The organism is Micromonospora sp. WMMD734 (assembly GCF_049178975.1).
Classification (GTDB): domain Bacteria; phylum Actinomycetota; class Actinomycetes; order Mycobacteriales; family Micromonosporaceae; genus Micromonospora; species Micromonospora wenchangensis.
In genome coordinates this window covers 4,443,604-4,459,303 of the sequence record NZ_JBMHMK010000001.1, presented here as the reverse complement: position 1 = coordinate 4,459,303, position 15,700 = coordinate 4,443,604, and the positions used below count along the sequence as shown (strand labels likewise).

15 protein-coding genes are annotated in these 15,700 nt (G+C 74.8%); 12 read left to right on the top strand and 3 right to left on the bottom strand.

Features of this window, described 5'->3' with window-relative positions; translation table 11 throughout:
* The first annotated feature begins 45 nt into the window (after positions 1 to 45).
* The gene (locus ACN267_RS18945) at positions 46 to 513 is read left to right on the top strand and encodes a hypothetical protein (RefSeq protein WP_421489267.1); all 468 of its coding nucleotides are present in this window, start codon (positions 46 to 48) and stop codon (positions 511 to 513) included.
* On the opposite strand, the gene ACN267_RS18940 is transcribed toward ACN267_RS18945, so the two are convergent.
* Entirely contained in the window at positions 478 to 1,509 is a 1,032-nt protein-coding gene (locus tag ACN267_RS18940; protein WP_421489266.1) for a GlxA family transcriptional regulator, read from the bottom strand. The two genes, ACN267_RS18945 and ACN267_RS18940, sit on opposite strands and share 36 nt — an antisense overlap.
* Positions 1,510 to 1,579: 70 nt before the next feature.
* On the opposite strand from ACN267_RS18940, the gene ACN267_RS18935 reads away from it, so the two are divergent.
* Complete coding sequence (locus tag ACN267_RS18935; protein WP_281900287.1) at positions 1,580 to 2,878, top strand: MFS transporter; 1,299 nt, start codon at positions 1,580 to 1,582, stop codon at positions 2,876 to 2,878.
* A 22-nt stretch (positions 2,879 to 2,900) separates the two neighbouring features.
* Here ACN267_RS18935 and ACN267_RS18930 read toward each other — a convergent pair whose 3' ends face one another.
* Both ACN267_RS18930 and ACN267_RS18925 read right to left on the bottom strand, forming a co-directional pair.
* The gene (locus ACN267_RS18930) at positions 2,901 to 3,632 is read right to left on the bottom strand and encodes an RICIN domain-containing protein (protein WP_204956588.1); all 732 of its coding nucleotides are present in this window, start codon (positions 3,630 to 3,632) and stop codon (positions 2,901 to 2,903) included.
* A gap of 55 nt (positions 3,633 to 3,687) precedes the next feature.
* On the bottom strand, positions 3,688 to 3,972 hold the full coding sequence (locus ACN267_RS18925) for a DUF427 domain-containing protein (protein WP_281900284.1): 285 nt from the start codon (positions 3,970 to 3,972) through the stop codon (positions 3,688 to 3,690).
* 171 nt (positions 3,973 to 4,143) lie between these two features.
* Here ACN267_RS18925 and ACN267_RS18920 point away from each other — a divergent pair, with 171 nt between their 5' ends.
* The 10 genes from ACN267_RS18920 (at position 4,144) to ACN267_RS18875 (ending at position 15,667) form a co-directional block, all read left to right on the top strand.
* The gene (locus tag ACN267_RS18920; protein ID WP_421489265.1) at positions 4,144 to 5,526 is read left to right on the top strand and encodes an FAD-binding oxidoreductase; all 1,383 of its coding nucleotides are present in this window, start codon (positions 4,144 to 4,146) and stop codon (positions 5,524 to 5,526) included.
* Entirely contained in the window at positions 5,523 to 6,860 is a 1,338-nt protein-coding gene (locus ACN267_RS18915) for a class I SAM-dependent methyltransferase (protein WP_421489264.1), read from the top strand. The genes ACN267_RS18920 and ACN267_RS18915 overlap by 4 nt, the downstream gene beginning before the upstream one ends.
* A gap of 209 nt (positions 6,861 to 7,069) precedes the next feature.
* Positions 7,070 to 7,957: a S1C family serine protease gene (locus ACN267_RS18910; protein WP_421489263.1), complete on the top strand. Its 888-nt coding sequence runs from the start codon at positions 7,070 to 7,072 to the stop codon at positions 7,955 to 7,957.
* 104 nt (positions 7,958 to 8,061) lie between these two features.
* Positions 8,062 to 8,295: a zinc-ribbon domain-containing protein gene (locus tag ACN267_RS18905; RefSeq protein WP_204956592.1), complete on the top strand. Its 234-nt coding sequence runs from the start codon at positions 8,062 to 8,064 to the stop codon at positions 8,293 to 8,295.
* A 258-nt stretch (positions 8,296 to 8,553) separates the two neighbouring features.
* Entirely contained in the window at positions 8,554 to 9,642 is a 1,089-nt protein-coding gene (locus tag ACN267_RS18900) for a hypothetical protein (RefSeq protein ID WP_204956593.1), read from the top strand.
* On the top strand, positions 9,639 to 11,135 hold the full coding sequence (locus tag ACN267_RS18895; RefSeq protein WP_281900274.1) for a hypothetical protein: 1,497 nt from the start codon (positions 9,639 to 9,641) through the stop codon (positions 11,133 to 11,135). Before ACN267_RS18900 ends, ACN267_RS18895 begins: the two co-directional genes overlap by 4 nt.
* Before the next feature lie 116 nt (positions 11,136 to 11,251).
* The gene (locus ACN267_RS18890; protein WP_421489262.1) at positions 11,252 to 13,525 is read left to right on the top strand and encodes a putative bifunctional diguanylate cyclase/phosphodiesterase; all 2,274 of its coding nucleotides are present in this window, start codon (positions 11,252 to 11,254) and stop codon (positions 13,523 to 13,525) included.
* A gap of 140 nt (positions 13,526 to 13,665) precedes the next feature.
* Positions 13,666 to 14,424 (top strand): MerR family transcriptional regulator, encoded by a 759-nt coding sequence (locus ACN267_RS18885; protein ID WP_281900270.1) that lies wholly within the window; start codon positions 13,666 to 13,668, stop codon positions 14,422 to 14,424.
* Positions 14,425 to 14,486: 62 nt separating this feature from the next.
* Positions 14,487 to 14,771, top strand: coding sequence for a putative quinol monooxygenase (locus tag ACN267_RS18880; RefSeq protein WP_204956596.1), 285 nt, complete (start codon positions 14,487 to 14,489; stop codon positions 14,769 to 14,771).
* Between the two features lie 119 nt (positions 14,772 to 14,890).
* Positions 14,891 to 15,667, top strand: coding sequence for a hypothetical protein (locus ACN267_RS18875; RefSeq protein ID WP_204956597.1), 777 nt, complete (start codon positions 14,891 to 14,893; stop codon positions 15,665 to 15,667).
* The last annotated feature ends 33 nt before the right edge of the window (positions 15,668 to 15,700 follow it).

Here is a 15,700-nt window from a genome sequence, read left to right as displayed (position 1 = left end):
GCACAACCGTCCACCCGACCCGGTGGCACGGGGTTGACTGGGGGTGTGGAGCTGCGCGGGGCGTACCGGATCCTGCTCGCCGAGGTCGAGGCGGGCGGGTTCCGGCCGGCTCCGCCCGGCGGGTGGGGCGCGGAGCGGATCGTGGCGCACCTGGTCGCCAACGACGAGCTGATGAGTGAGGCGACCGAGGCGGTGCTGGCCGGGGCGCCGTTCGCCTACTACGACCTGACCGGTGTGCACCGGCCCGAATTGGACGCCCTGGTCGCCGGGTGCGGCGGGCTGCCCGGCCTGGCCACTCTGCTGCGGGCCACCAGCGGCCGGCTCTGCGGGCTGGTGGACCGGCTCGGGCCGGCCGCCGACACCCCGGTCGAGACGCACCTGCGGGAGGGTTTCGACCTGGTCGTCGACGAGCCGCTGCCGTGGTCGCGCACCCTCGACCTGCACGCCCGGGTGCACCTGCCCCGGCACCTGGCGCAGCTACGGATGCTCCGCGACCAGCCGCAGCCCGCCTGACTCCACCCCGGACGGCCCGGCGGCGGGGGTGCGGCGGAAGGTGCGCCGGTAGGCCGAGGGGGAGACGCCGATCCGGGTGTTCAGGTGTTGGCGCAGGGCGGCGGTGGTGCCGAAGCCCGCCCGCCGGGCCACCTGGTCGATGGCCAGGTCGGTGGTCTCCAGGAGCAGCCGGGCGTGGTCGGTGCGCTGCTGGAGCAGCCACTGCGCCGGGCTCAGCCCGGTCTCCGAGCGGAAGTGCCGGGTGAAGGTGCGCACGCTCATCCGGGCGTGGGCGGCCAGTTCCCGCAGGGCGACAGGTTCGTGCAGCCGCTGCCGGGCCCATTCCCGGGTGGCCGCGATGCCGCTGGCCGGGGTGCGCGGCACCGGCCGTTCGATGTACTGGGCCTGGCCGCCGTCGCGCCAGGGTGGCACCACGCACCGACGGGCCGCCCGGTTGGCCACCTCGCTGCCGTGGTCGCTGCGGACGACGTGCAGGCACAGGTCGATCCCGGCGGCCACCCCGGCCGAGGTGAGCACCCGGCCGGAGTCGATGAACAGCACGTCCGGGTCGAGGGCCACCTGCGGGTAGAGCCGGCGGAACCGGTCGGCGTGCGCCCAGTGGGTGGTGGCCCGCTGGCCGTCGAGCAGCCCGGCGGCGGCCAGCGCGAACGCGCCCGTGCAGATCGACATGATCCGTACGCCCCGGTGCCGGGCGTCCCGCAGCGCGCCGGCCACCGCCGGGTCGATCGTGCCGTCGGTCATCGGTGGGCCGCCGTGCAGGCCGGGCACCACCACCGTGTCGACGGTGGCCAGCAGGTCGAGCCCGTGGTCGGGGAGGACCCGGAAGCCGGCGGAGCTGCGGACCGGGCGACCGCCGGGGGTGCAGGTGTCGACGGCGTAGAGCGGGAGTCGGTCGGGGGTGCGGGCGGCCCCGAAGACCTGGGCCGGGGTGCCCAGGTCGAGGCCGACCACGCCGTCGAGGGCGAGCACGCCGATCCGGTGCGGCCTGATGGTCATGGCCCGATTATTGCGCACCATGGCTTTCCGGCCACTCGTCGCCCGCCGGGTCGTGGCCGAGACTTGGAGCGTGACCCGAGCCCGTCGTCTCCACCCGGCCTGGACCGTAGCCGCCGTCGCCTTCGTCGCGCTGGTCGGTGCGGCCGGCTTCCGCGCCACCCCGTCGGTGCTGCTGCACCCGCTGCACGCCGAGTTCCGCTGGCCGCTGGCCACCATCTCCGCCGCCGTCTCGGTCAATCTGCTGCTCTACGGCCTGACCGCACCGTTCGCCGCCGCCCTGATGGACCGGTTCGGCATCCGCCGGGTGGTGACCTGTGCGCTGGCGCTGGTGGCGCTCGGCAGCGGCCTGACCGTCTTCATGACGGCGAGTTGGCAGCTCATTCTCTGTTGGGGCGTCCTGGTCGGGCTGGGCACCGGCTCGATGGCGCTGGCCTTCGTCGCCACCGTCACCGGGCGCTGGTTCGTCCACCGCCGGGGGCTGGTCACCGGGGTGCTCACCGCCGGTGGGACCGCCGGCCAGCTGGTCTTCCTGCCGCTGCTCGCGGTGCTGGTCCGGGACCACGGCTGGCGTACGGCCGCGCTGGTGGTGGCCGGGGCGGCGCTCGCGGTCGTCCCGCTGGTGGCCCGGTGGCTGCGGGAACACCCGGCGGATCTCGGCCTGCCCGCCTACGGCGCGACCGGGGTGACGCCCCGGCCGCCGTCGGCCGGCGGGGCCGCCGCGCGGGCGGTGGCCGCGTTGACCGCCGCCGCCCGGACCCGCCCGTTCTGGCTGCTCGCCGGCGGCTTCGCGATCTGCGGTGCGACCACCAACGGCCTGGTCGGCACCCACTTCGTGCCGGCCGCGCACGACCACGGCATGCCGCAGACCACGGCGGCGGGCCTGCTCGCGCTGGTCGGGCTCTTCGACATCGTCGGGGTCGTCGCTTCGGGCTGGCTCACCGACCGGATGGACAGCCGGCTGCTGCTGGCCGGCTACTACGGGCTGCGCGGGCTGTCGCTGCTGCTGCTGCCCGCCCTGTTCACCGGCGGCACCGGACCGAGCATGCTGGTCTTCGTCGTCTTCTACGGCCTGGACTGGGTGGCGACCGTGCCGCCGACGGTGGCCCTGTGCCGGGAGTACTTCGGCGACTCGGCGGCGGTGGTCTTCGGCTGGGTCTTCGCCGCGCACCAGTTCGGGGCGGCGTTCGCGGCGACCGGCGCCGGCCTGGTCCGCGACCGGCTCGGTGACTACGCGCCGGCCTGGTACGCGGCCGGGGCGCTCTCCATCGGCGCCGGGCTGTTGTCGCTGCTGCTGCGCCGCCGCCGCGCGGCACCGGTGCCGGTGCCGACGCCGGTCCGGCCCGCCGGGGCCTGGAGCTACCGGGGCTGACCGGGGCGGGAACGGCCGTCGTTCAGCCGAGGGTCCACTGTTGGCCGGCGGCGGCGGTGCAGGTGGCCTGCACCAGGTCGTCGCCGGCCGCCGTGCCGTCGTTGCGGACCTGCGCGCACTTGCCCGAGCCGACGCCGACCAGCAGGACCGGCCCGGTGCCGACAGGGGTCAGCCGCCACTGCTGGTTGGCCTGGCCGTGGCAGCCGAACTGCTGGAGCCGCGCGCCGTCGTCGCCGCTGCCGCCGTCGACGTCGAGGCACTGGCCGTGCCCGGCGTTGGTGAGCGTCACCAGGTCGGGCGCGACCGGGTTGGCGACCCACTGCTGCTCCGCGCCGCCGGTGCAGCCGGCCAGTTCGGCGGTGGCCGTCTCGCCCGCGCCGTCGGTGCCGACGCAGAGGCCGGAGGTGACCGCCCGCAACACGACAGGGCCGGTGACCGTGGCCGGGGTGGTGGGCGGCGGGGTCGGGCTGGGCGGCGGTGTGGTCGCGGCCGGCGGGCTGGTCGACTCGGCGGCCGGGGTCGACGCGGCCGGGGTGGGGGCAGCCGGGGTGGGGGCGGCGGCCGGCACCACCGGGGCCCGGTCGTCGCCGCCGCCGAGCACGCCGGTGGCGAAGAAGACCCCCAGCAGTACGCCGGCCAGGCCGACGGCCAGCGCGGACCGCATCAGCGGATCGGCGGGCAGCCCGGGGCGGGCGGCCCGTCGGACGCCGTACACGGTGCCGGACGGATCGTGGTGCGGGTCGGGGTCGGCCATGGCTGCATGGTGACCCACCGGGCGGGCCGACGACCAGTCGGCCCGCCCGGTGGGATCAGTCGACGACCCGGACGTCCTTCCAGAACGCCACCCGGTCACGGATGTGCTCCGCCTCGGGCTTCGGGTCGGGGTAGTACCAGACGGCGTCGGCGCTCGTGCGCTCTCCGTCGGTGAGGGAGTAGTAGGAGGCGTCGCCCTTCCAGGGGCAGACCGTCTGCGTCGCCGACTCGGTGATCAGGTCGTCGCGCAGGGTGCTTCGGGGGAAGTAGTGGTTGCCCTCCACCAGGACGGTGTCGTCGCTCTCGGCCACGACCTGGTCGTTCCACACGGCTTTCGGCATGTCACCACGCTACGCCCCCGGCGGGCCCCGGTCGCGGGCCCCTCGGGGACCGTACGTCGCGTCGGTGTCGGGCGGGGACGGACGACCATGCCGATGTCGAGGTTGCCTACTGATCAGAAACGGTCAGCGATGCGGTTCCCCGGAGCGGCGCTTCGCGCGTAAGGTGATCTCATGCGCGCGCTGCGTGATCATGAGCTGGCGGTGGACGCGTTGCGACGGTCGTACGCCGCCGTGCCCCCCGGGCACCCCGTACGGCTGGCCAAACGCACGTCCAACCTGTTCCGACCCCGGTCGGCCACCGGCACACCCGGCCTCGACGTCAGTGGCCTCGACGGCGTCCTGTCGGTCGACCCGGTGGCCCGCACCGCCGACGTGCAGGGCATGTGCACCTATGAGGACCTGGTCGAGGCGACCCTCCCGCACGGGCTGATGCCGCTGGTCGTGCCGCAGCTGCGCACGATCACCCTGGGCGGCGCGGTCACCGGGCTGGGCATCGAGTCGACGGCGTTCCGCAACGGGCTGCCGCACGAGTCGGTCATCGAGATGGACGTCCTGACCGGCGCGGGGGAGATCGTCACCACCCGCCCGGACGGCCCGGACGCCGAGCTGTTCGCCGCCTTCCCCAACTCGCTGGGCAGCCTGGGGTACGCCACCCGGCTGCGCATCGAACTCCAGCCCCTGGGGCGGACGGTGGCCCTGCGCAACATCCGGTTCACCCGGCTGGAGGAGCTGACCGCAGCCGTCGCCGAGGTGATCGCCAAGGGCGAGTGGGAGGGCCGACCGGTCGACGCGATGGACGGCGTCATGTTCAGCCCCGGCGAGTCCTACCTGGTGCTCGGCTCGTTCACCGACGAGCCCGAGCGGACCAGCGACTACACCGGCCAGGACATCTACTACCGTTCGTTGCGCCGCCGGGTGCGGGACACCCTCAGCGGCCGCGACTACCTGTGGCGGTGGGACACCGACTGGTTCTGGTGCTCGGCCGCGTTCGGAGCGCAGCACCCGGTGGTACGCCGGCTCTGGCCGGCCCGCTGGCGACGCAGCGACGTCTACCACCGGCTGGTCCGGCTGGAACACCGCTACCACGTGGCCGCCCGGGTGGACCGGTGGCGTGGCCGGCCGGACCGGGAACGGGTCGTGCAGGACGTCGAGATCCCGCTGGACGCCACGGCCGACTTCCTGCGCTGGTTCGACCGGAACGTGGGGATGACGCCGGTGTGGCTGTGCCCGTTGCGGCTTCGTGAGCCCGACGGCCCCGGCTCCGCCCGCGCCTGGCCGCTGTATCCGCTACGCCCCGGCCAGACGTACGTCAACATCGGCTTCTGGGGCACCCTGCCGATCGCGGAGGGTGCCGCGGACGGCGAGGCGAACCGCTCCATCGAGCGGATGGTGTCGGAGTTCGGCGGCCACAAATCGCTCTACTCCGACGCGTACTACGACCGGGCGGCCTTCGACCGGCTCTACGGCGGGGAGACCTGGCGTGCCGTGAAGGACCGCTACGACCCGGACCATCGGCTCACCGGACTCTACGAGAAGGCGGTTGCACGGAAATGAGCCTGACCGACCGAGAACAGGGGGCGGCGAGCGCCCCGGCCAGTCCGCCGGCAGGGACCCGGCGGGCACCGACAGTCGCCGACGTCGTCCGCGCGGTCACCACGCGGGACCTGCCGGTCCGCATCGCCGGCTACGACGGCAGCGCGATCGGCCCGGCCGACGCCGGGATCACCCTCGACATCCGCTCCGAGCGCGGGCTGTCCTACCTGCTCACCGCCCCCGGTGACCTGGGCATGGCGCGGGCCTACGTCAGCGGCGACCTCGGGCTCGGCGGGGTGCACCCCGGCGACCCGTACGAGGCCCTGCGGGTGTTGCAGGACCTGCGGCTGCGCGTCCCCTCGCTGGCCGAGGGGCTGGCCCTGGTGCGTGGGCTCGGCTGGGAGCGGCTGCGTCCGCCGCCGGCCCCGCCGCAGGAGGCGCTGCCCCGCTGGCGGCGGGTGATGGGTGGGCTGCGGCACTCCCGTAGCCGGGACAGCACCGCCATCTCGCACCACTACGACGTGTCGAACGCCTTCTACGAGAAGGTGCTCGGCGAGTCGATGACGTACACCTGCGCGGTCTACCGCAGCCCGACCGACACCCTGGAGCAGGCCCAGTCGGCCAAGTACGACCTGGTCGCCGGCAAGCTGGCGCTCCAGCCGGGGATGCGCCTGCTCGACGTGGGCTGCGGCTGGGGCGGCATGGTCCGGCACGCGGCCCGCGAGTACGGCGTCAGGGCGATCGGGGTGACCCTGTCCCGGGCGCAGGCGCAGTGGGCGCAGGAGGCGATCGCCCGGGAGGGGCTGACCGGGCTGGCCGAGGTGCGGCACCTCGACTACCGCGACGCCCCCCGCGAGCAGTTCGACGCGATCTCCTCGATCGGGCTGACCGAGCACATCGGGGTGCGCAACTATCCGGCCTACTTCCGGGCGCTGCGGGACCGGCTGCGGCCCGGCGGCCGGCTGCTCAACCACTGCATCACCCGGGCCGACAACCGGGCCCCGCACCGCTCGGGCGCGTTCATCGACAGGTACGTCTTCCCCGACGGCGAGCTGGCCGGGCCGGGCCGCCTGATCAGCGAGGTGCACGACGCCGGGTTCGAGGTGCACCACGAGGAGAACCTGCGGCAGCACTACGCGTCGACGCTTGCCGCCTGGTGCCGCAACCTCGTGGCGAACTGGGACTTCTGCGTCGACGAGGTGGGCCTGGGCACCGCGCGGGTCTGGGGTCTCTACATGGCCGGCTCGCGGTTGGCCTTCGAACGCAACGGCATCCAACTGCACCAGGTGCTGGCCACCCGCAACGGCCCGGACGGCGTGAACGGCTACCCGCTGCGCCCGAACTGGACGCCCTGACCGCACCGCCCGTACCGGTCCGACGGGAGCCGCGCCACCGTGGCGCGGCTCCCGTCGGCTGCCGACACGTCGACGTCATCAGCTCGACAGGACGTCGGGTGGCGGGCGTCGCCCGGGCGGACACCCGCACGGCGGACGCACAGGTACGGCACACGGGGACCTCAGCCCGACGCGGCACGGTTGCTGCATCGCCGCACCGAGGAGGCCCCATGCCACACCCCGACACCATGCCGCGCCCGACGCCCACCAGCCCGGCCGCCGCGCCACCGCCCCGGTCGTCGACTCCGCCGTGGTCGCCCCCGCCACCATCGACGCCCCCGCCCGCGCTGACGTCCCCGCCCCCGCCGTCACCGTCGCGTTGGCGTCGACGGCTGATGGCCGCCGGCACGGCGATGGTGCTGATGGTCGCGGGCGGTGGCACCGGAGCGCTGGTCGTGGACCGGGTCGTCGACCGGGGTCAGGTCGTCGCCGGTACGACGGCCGTCACCCCGGTCGCCGCCGCCACCATCGACTCCCTCGCCAGGGTGGTCGCCGTCGTGTCGCCGAGCATCGTCACCGTCGAGGTGACCGGGGCGCGGGAGTCCAGCCTCGGGTCCGGCGTCGTCCTCGACACCGACGGTCTCGTCCTGACCAACCAGCACGTGGTGGACTCCGACGGCAGGGTCACCGTGACCCTCGCCGACGGCCGTACCGCCCCGGCGACCGTGGTCGCCCAGGACGCCACCGCGGACGTGGCACTGCTGCGGGCGACCGGGTTGACCGGGCTCACCCCGGCGACGCTGGGCAGCGACGCCACCCTGACCGTCGGGGACACCGTCCTGGCGTTCGGCAGTCCGCTCGGGCTGGCCGGGACGGTCACCTCCGGGATCGTGTCGGCCCTGGACCGGTCGGTGGACGGCCTGACCGGGCTGGTGCAGACCGACGCGGCGATCAACCACGGCAACTCCGGCGGGGCGCTGGTCGACACCGCCGGGCGGGTGGTGGGCATCAACGTCGCCATCGCCACCACCGGGGAGGACGAGGGCAGCGTGGGACTCGGGTTCGCCATTGCGGTGGACACCGTCCGCGAGGTGGTGGCCCGACTGGACGCGCGCTGACTGTCACCACCAGGGTGACGAACGGCAGGCCCGGTTCCGGACAGCGGCGGGGCGGAATTTTCCGCCCGGGGTTCCCGGGGCGTCGGGCTGGGTACTGCGGGGCGATGTTCCTCATCTTCGGACTCCGCACCCGGGTCACCCGGTCGGGGGTGGTGACCGCCGTCTGCCGGCACTGCGGCAACCAGGCCGCACAGGTGATCAGTCGCCGGTCGACGAAGTTCACCGTGTTCTTCGTCCCGCTGATCCCGATCCGGACGAAGTACGTGCAGCAGTGCTCGTTCTGCGGCGTCGAGTACGCCGTCGACGCCGACGAGGCCCGTCGCCTCCCGGTCGGCTGACCGTGGCCCGCTTCCTCTGCTGGCTGATCGGCCGCCCACCGGGCTCGTCGACCGCGCCGTTGCACACCGCCTCCCGCCCGCCCTGCACCCCCGGTCGTCGCCCGTCGCGCCGCCGCCGGCCGTCGGCCGGCACCCGGTCGCCCCGGTCACCCTGGAACCGGTCCGCCGGCCGCTGACCCGCCCGCGCCGGAGGCTGTCGACCCGCCCGCGCCGGCGGCTGCCGGCCGGGGTCGGTCGGGGCGGCTATCGTGGCCTGTCGTGACGAGCACCGCACAACGCCTGGCCGCGATCCGGGGCGACGTGCCCCCGAAACGCCACAACGCCCGGACGATCGCCGCGCTCACCGGCAACCCCGGCTGTGCCCGGCGGGCCGTGCTGGACGGGGCCGGGGTGGACAAGACGGCGCTCGCCCAGCGGGTCGGCTTCCCGGCCCGGTTCGGCCAGTCCCGGTTCGCGATCACCCGGGGCAACGCGTTCGAGGCGCAGGTCAAGGCGGACGGCGGGATGGAGTTGCTGCGGCTGGTCGCGCAGCGGTTGGGCGTACCGGTGCCGCAGCGGGCGAGCTGGACGGACCTGGGCGGCGCGGACGACCTGCCGGACCGCCGGGAACGCTCGCGGGCCGCGCTGACCGCCGCCGGGCCGGACGCGGCGCTGTTCGACCATCCGCTGCTCGGCCTGGACGTCGCCGGCCACCGGGTGCACCTGGAACCGGACCTGGTCGCCGCCCGGCTCGGCGGCCGGTTCCACGTGGTGGAGATCAAGTCGTTCCCGGTGATCGACGGCCAGGCCGACCCGGCGAAGGTGTCCGCCGCCGCCGTCCAGTCGGCCGTCTACGTGCTGGCGCTGCGCGACCTGCTCGCCGCCGCCGGGCGGGACCCGGAGTCGGTGTCGCACGAGGTGGTGCTGGTCTGCCCGCGTGACTTCGCCAACCAGCCGGTGGCCAGCCTGATCGACGTCCGCAAGCAACTGCTGGTGCTGCGTCGCCAACTGGACCGGATGGCCCGGCTGGACGACCTGCTCACCACCGTGCCGGCCGGGTTCACCGTCGACCCGGGTGTCGACCCGGTGACGCTGACCGCCGCGTTGCGTACCGTGCCGGCGCGCTACGCGCCGGACTGCCTGGCCGGCTGCGAGCTGGCGTACTTCTGCCGGGACGAGGCGCGCGGGCAGACCGGGGCGTTGGGCCGGCCGGTGCGCGAGGCCCTCGGCGGCATCGCCGAGGTGTCCGAGGTGCTGGCCCTGGCGACCGGCGAGCGGGCCGCCGACCCGGAGCGGGAGGAGGCCGCCGCGCTGCTGCGGGCCGCCGCCCGGTTGCGCGCCGACGCCCTCGCCGGCCACCCGGCATGAGTACGCTGCGCGCGTTGGCGAAGGCGCAGGCGCTCGCCGCCGGGGTGGCCCAGCCGGTCGCCACCGTCCGGCACCTGCACCTGGCGCAGCGCCCGCTGGTGCTGGTGCCGCTGGCGATGGCCGGTGAGGCGCACGCCCCGCTCGCCGTGCTGGTCGGCACCGCCCCCGACGACGTCAGGCTGCTGATCGTGCCGCAGCCCCGCAACCGGGACCAGCGGTTCCGCTTCGTCACCGAGCTGGCCGCGACCGTGCTGCCCTGGCTGGACGGCTTCCGGGGCGTCTCGGAGGCGGTGGCCGTGGACCGGGGCCGCGACGTGCGCTACCGGTACGTCGACGCCCCGCAGCTGTGGGTGCCGAACCCGGCCGGGATCACCTTCCTGCGGCTGCTCGGCCGCTCGACCCGGTTCCGTCGCCCGGACGGCGAACACCCGGTGCACCCGGCTGTGCCGCTGCTCGGCCGCTGGCTGACCTTCTTCGCCGAACGGGCCGAGCAGCCCGGCTCGTCGGCGCTGCTGGCGATGACCGACGCGCTCACCCTGCACTGGGCGACCGGGCAGAGCGCGGTGGAGGACCAGCACCTGCCGGCGCTGCTCGGCTGGATCGACCCACCGGCCGGCTCGACGGGTGTCGTGGCCGCCGCGCGGGCCGAGGACCCGACGGTGTGCCCGCCGGCCGGCCCGGCCACCGACCCGGAGTTCGACAACACGGCGCTCGCCCCGGCGATGGCCGCGTGGGCGGCTGCCGACGACGACCCGGTCGCGCGCGACGAGGCGTACGCGGAGCTGGTGCGGTTGCTACGCGGGCAGCTCGCGCCCACCTGGGAGCTGATGTGGCGCGGCCTGGGGTTGCTCGACGGGCTGCCACCCGGGGCGCGGGTGGCGGGCCGCTGGGCGGGCGACCGGGACGCCTTCACGTCGTACGCCGAGCACCTCGACGCCGACGGCGGGCCGCAGCCCCGGCACGACGGCGCGGTCGCGGCGGCGGTCCGGCTGAACCGGCTGGAACGCGCCGCCACCAGCTACGCCGTGCAGCGCGCCTACGACGACCCGCTGGTGATGGCCGAGCACCGGCTGGCCGGGGAGGCGTTCGTCGCCGACGTCACCCTGGCCGACCCGGGGCGGGTGGACGACAGCGGCAAGCGGCCGGTGCTGCGGCCGCGGATCCAGGTGGTGACCACCGAGCCGGTGCGGATGCCGGTCGGGGCGACGCTGTGGTCGACGGCGCGGCCCGCCCAGAAGGCAAAGGTGGTCTTCGTGACCCCGGCGGCGGACGGCCGGACCGAGGTGGTGTTGGAGCTGTCGGGCGGGATGGGCCGGGGGCTGACCGCGCCGCCGGGCAGCGTGCCGCAGGTGGGGGAGCGGCTGTGTCTGACCACCCTGTCGGAGGCGTACCTGCCCGCCGGGACGTTCCCCACGGCCGAGGAGACGCCGTGGACGCACGGGGGGCCACCTAGCTACGACCCACCCGAGGTGTTGTCCTCAGTGGTCGGATAGCCGACCCGGTGAGTGTGGCGGTGACCCGTCCGGCTGGCTAGGCTTCGATGGTTCGCCGTCCGTGGCCCGTCCGCACGGTCGAGGTGCGCGTTGGAGAGAGAGCCGGAGCGATCACCGTGCTACCCCAGGACGCCGTCTCCGGCGCGCCGACCCGACCGCTGACCCTTCCCCGGGTGGGTGCGGTCGTCGCCGCGGTGGCCGTCGTGCTGGAGTTGATCTGGCTGCTCGCCGCGTTGCCCGAGGCGGCCCTGGTCAGTGACGTCACCGCCACCGCCGTGGCGGGCTGGGCCAGCTACGCCTGCGTCCGTACGATGCGCCGGCATCCCGCCCCGCTACGCCGGTTCTGGGCGCTGCTCGCGCTCACCATGGGGCTGGCCGCCGCCGGCCGGCTGCTGTGGACGGTGGACCGGCTGCGTGCCGACGAGTTGCCGCACACCCCGCTGATCGGGGCGGTCTTCACCGCCGGCATCGTCACCGGCACGGCCGCGCTGCTGGCCGCGCTGACCGCGCCGCGCAGCGCGGTGGGTCGGGCCCGCACCGTGCTGGACGGGGTGATCGTCGGGCTGGCCCTGATCCCGATCGGGTGGGTGGTGGTGTTCCGCGACGTCGCCGCCGCCGACCTCGACGATCCGCTGCGGACCCTCGGCCTGCTCTACCCGATGATCGACCTGATGCAGCTGACCATCCTGGTGGCGGTGGCCGGCCCGGCCCGTTCGGTGTGGCCGCCGCTGACCCTGATCGGGGCGGGCCTGGTCACCCGGGCCGGCGCGGACGCGGTCTACGTCTCGCTGGTCGCGCACGGCAGCTACACCCCCGGGCACCCGATCGACGTGTGCTGGCCGTTGAGCTACCTGCTGATCGGCATCGCCACCACCCGGCCACCGCCGCCGACCTGCGACGGGGCCGAGGAGATCGGCGAGTCCCCGCTGCCGTCCTGGTGGCGGGTGGCGCTGCCGTACCTGCCGGTCGGCGGGGCGATCATCGCGGTGGTGCTGGCCCGGCGGCCCACCGGGCAGACCCCGCCGCTGGTCTTCGTGGGCATGATGGCGCTGCTCGGGGTGCTCGCCCTGCGGCAGGGGCTGGCCGCCAACGAGAACCTGCGGCTGGTGGCCCGGCTGCGTCGGCTCGCCTACGCCGACCAGCTCACCGGTCTGCCGAACCGGCTGATGTTCAACCGGCAGCTGCGCCAGGCGCTGCGCGGGGGGCCGCCGGTGGCCGTGCTGCTCCTCGACCTGGACGGATTCAAGCAGGTCAATGACCGGTTCGGGCACGCCACCGGGGACACCCTGCTGACCAGCATCGCGCTGCGGATGCGTGCGGCCGTCGGCGGCGACGGCACGGTGGCCCGGCTCGGCGGGGACGAGTTCGCGGTGCTTGTCGACGGGGACCGGACGGTCGTGCCGGAACGGCTCGCCGAGCGGCTGCTCGCCGCCCTGCAACCGTCCCCGGGGGAGGAGGACGGCGGCGTCCATCCGTCGGCCAGCATCGGCATCGCCGAGTTCGGCCCGCAGCACGCCTCCCACACCGACCTGCTGCGCGACGCCGACATCGCGATGTACGCGGCGAAGGCGGCCGGGAAGTCCGCGTACCGCACCTGCACACCCGCGCTGCGGGAGTCGGCGGTGAACCGGGCCGAGCTGATCGCCGACCTGCGACGGGCCGTCGACGAGCGGCAACTGCACCTGGAGTACCAACCCATCGTCGACCTCGCCACCGGCGCGGTCCGCAGCGCCGAGGCGCTGGTGCGCTGGCGGCACCCCCGGCTCGGCCTGCTCGCCCCGGCGGCGTTCCTGCCGCTGGCCGAGGAGACCGGGCTGATCGTGCCGATCGACAGGTGGGTGATCCACGAGGCGTGCCGGGCCGCCGCGACCTGGCGGGCCCGGGTGCCCGAGGCGACCGTGGCGGTCAACATCGCCGCCGCGCACCTGCGCCGCCCCGACCTGATCGCCACCGTCACGGCGGCCACCGCCTCGGCCGGCCTGGCCCCCCGCGCGCTCACCCTGGAGCTGACCGAGTCGGCGCTCATCGACGGCAGCGAGGCGGTGCTGGAACGGCTCGCCCAGCTTCGTGAGCTGGGCATCCGCATCGCCATCGACGACTTCGGCACCGGCTACTCGTCGTTGAGCTACCTGCACCGCATCCCCGCCACCGAACTCAAGATCGACAGGTCGTTCGTGGCCCGGCTGGACACCGACGCGCGGGCGTACGCCACGGTGGAGATGGTCACCCGGCTGGCCGGAGCGTTCGACCTGGCGGTGGTGGCCGAGGGGGTGGAGACCGAGGGGCAGCACGCGGCGGTCACCGCGATCGGCTGCGTCCACGGCCAGGGCTACCGGTACGGCCGGCCGGGCGGCCTGTCCGCCCTGCACGCCCTCGCCGCCCCCCGCTGACGCCCGCTGACGCCCGCTGACGCCCCGCCCGGCCGCCGATCCGCCAGGCGTGCCGGCCCGGCCCGGTCCACCGGCGCAGAATCGGGCTTGACCCTCACGTCGCGGCAGGCCGGAGCCTTGGTGCCGGAAGGGAGGAAACCATGGCGTACACGGTGGGTCAGGTGGCGAAGGCGGCCCGGGTGACGGTCCGGACGCTGCACCACTACGACGATATCGGGCTGCTCTCGCCGAGCGGCCGGACGCCGGCCGGCTACCGCCGCTACGACGACGCGGACCTGGAGCGGTTGCAGCACATCCGCTTCTACCGGGAGCTGGGGTTTCCGCTGGAGGAGATCGCGGTGATCCTCGACGACCCGGATGCCGACCCGGCGGCGCACCTGCGCCGGCAGCACGAGCTGTTGAGCGGGCGGATCGGGAAGCTCCAGGAGATGGTCGCCGCGATCGAGATCGCGATGGAGGCGAGACGGATGGAGATCAACCTGACCCCGGAGGAACGGTTCGAGGTCTTCGGCGACGTCGATCCGGAGGAGCACGCCGAGGAGGCGCGGCAGCGCTGGGGCGACACCGAGGCGTACCGGGTGTCGACCCAGCGGGCGGCGAACTACTCGAAGGAGGACTGGCTGCGCATCAAGGCGGAGCAGGAGGACTGGGGCCGGCAGATCGTGGCGGCGCTGACCGCCGGGACGCCCGCCGACTCGGCGGAGGTGATGGCGCTGGCCGAGGAGCACCGGCAGCTCATCGTCCGCTGGTTCTACGACTGCTCGTACGAGGTGCACACCGGGCTGGCCGACATGTACCTGGCCGATCCCCGGTTCACCGCCTTCTACGAGGCGATCGCCCCGGGGTTGGCGGAGTACCTGGCGGAGGCGATCCACGCCAACGCGATCAGCCGGGCCTGAACGGTGCCTCCTGCGGTGGGTGAGGATGGGGGTTCGTCCCGCCCACCCACCGGAGGTCGCCCGTGTTCATCGTCGCCGGAAGTCTCTACGTCGACCCCGCCGAGCGGGACACCTACCTGGCCTCCTGCGTGGAGGTGGTCCGGCAGGCCCGCTCGGCGCCCGGCTGCGTCGACTTCGCCATCGGCGCCGACCTGGTCGAGCCGGGCCGGATCAACGTCTACGAACGCTGGGAGTCCGACGACGAGCTGCTGGCGTTCCGGGGGTCCGGCCCGGAGCAGGAGCAGGTCGCGGCGATCCGTGGCGCGGAGGTGCACCGCTACCGCATCTCCGCAGTCGAGGCCCCCTGACCGGCCCCTGATCGGGGGTGCCCGGTCGGTGGCCGGGTGCCGGGCTAGGCTGGCGCGACCGCTCTGTCACCAGCGTCGATCGGCTCGGCCGGCGGGCGCGCCACCCCGGGGAGACCGCCGTGAAGCACCCGAAGCTGGCCGCCGCCACGGCCGCCCTCGTCGCGCTGGTGACGGCGGCCGGCTGCACCTCGGACGACAGCGGTGCGGGACCGACACCGACCGCCGGGTCCACGACCGCAGCGGCCCCGACCGAGCCGGCCGCCGTACTGGCCACCGCCGCGCAGCGGATCGACCAGCAGTCCTACCGGTTGACCCTGGGCGACGGCGCGAGCGGCGGGGACACCACCACCCTGGTCTGGGACCCGAGGGGGCGGCGCGGGCGGGAGACGACGACGTTGGCCGTGGCCAACGGCAAGGTGGTCATCGAGCGGCTCGTCACCGGCACCGACGTCTACGTGAAGGTGACCGCCCCGGACCGGCGGGTGCCGGTCTGGGACGGGCGTACCTGGTGGCACCTGGGCACCGTCGAGGCGGCCGCCGGGAAGCGGACCGGGCTGGACAACACCCGGCTGGCCAGCACGCTCGGCGCGGCCACCGAGGTACGCGCCACCGGCGAACGGGCCTACGCCGGGACCCTGGACCTGCGGCGCAGCACCGAGGTGCTCGGCGAGGGGGTGGGTGGGGTGCTCGGCGAGCGGGCCGCCACGGTGCCGTTCACCGCGACGGTGGACGCGCAGGGGCGGCTGGTCCGCTACCGGATCGAGTTGTCCGGCGAGCCGGGCAAGACCTCGGCGCTCGACCTGACCTACGCGGACTTCGGCCTGCCCGTGTCGGCGGACCAGCCGGAGGCCGGCCTGATCGGCGAGGACCCGCCCCGCAACATCCCCGGCGCCTGACCCCGCCCGACCCCGGCCGGCACTGGCGCGGGG

What these genes read in the sequence shown, in the direction of transcription:
- ACN267_RS18940 (WP_421489266.1), bottom strand. Translation starts at nt 1,509, where the DNA reads ATGACCATCAGGCCGCACCGGATCGGCGTGCTCGCCCTCGACGGCGTG.
- ACN267_RS18930 (WP_204956588.1), bottom strand. Translation starts at nt 3,632, where the DNA reads ATGGCCGACCCCGACCCGCACCACGATCCGTCCGGCACCGTGTACGGC.
- ACN267_RS18925 (WP_281900284.1), bottom strand. Translation starts at nt 3,972, where the DNA reads ATGCCGAAAGCCGTGTGGAACGACCAGGTCGTGGCCGAGAGCGACGAC.
- ACN267_RS18920 (WP_421489265.1), top strand. Translation starts at nt 4,144, where the DNA reads ATGCGCGCGCTGCGTGATCATGAGCTGGCGGTGGACGCGTTGCGACGG.
- ACN267_RS18915 (WP_421489264.1), top strand. Translation starts at nt 5,523, where the DNA reads ATGAGCCTGACCGACCGAGAACAGGGGGCGGCGAGCGCCCCGGCCAGT.
- ACN267_RS18910 (WP_421489263.1), top strand. Translation starts at nt 7,070, where the DNA reads ATGCCACACCCCGACACCATGCCGCGCCCGACGCCCACCAGCCCGGCC.
- ACN267_RS18905 (WP_204956592.1), top strand. Translation starts at nt 8,062, where the DNA reads ATGTTCCTCATCTTCGGACTCCGCACCCGGGTCACCCGGTCGGGGGTG.
- ACN267_RS18895 (WP_281900274.1), top strand. Translation starts at nt 9,639, where the DNA reads ATGAGTACGCTGCGCGCGTTGGCGAAGGCGCAGGCGCTCGCCGCCGGG.
- ACN267_RS18885 (WP_281900270.1), top strand. Translation starts at nt 13,666, where the DNA reads ATGGCGTACACGGTGGGTCAGGTGGCGAAGGCGGCCCGGGTGACGGTC.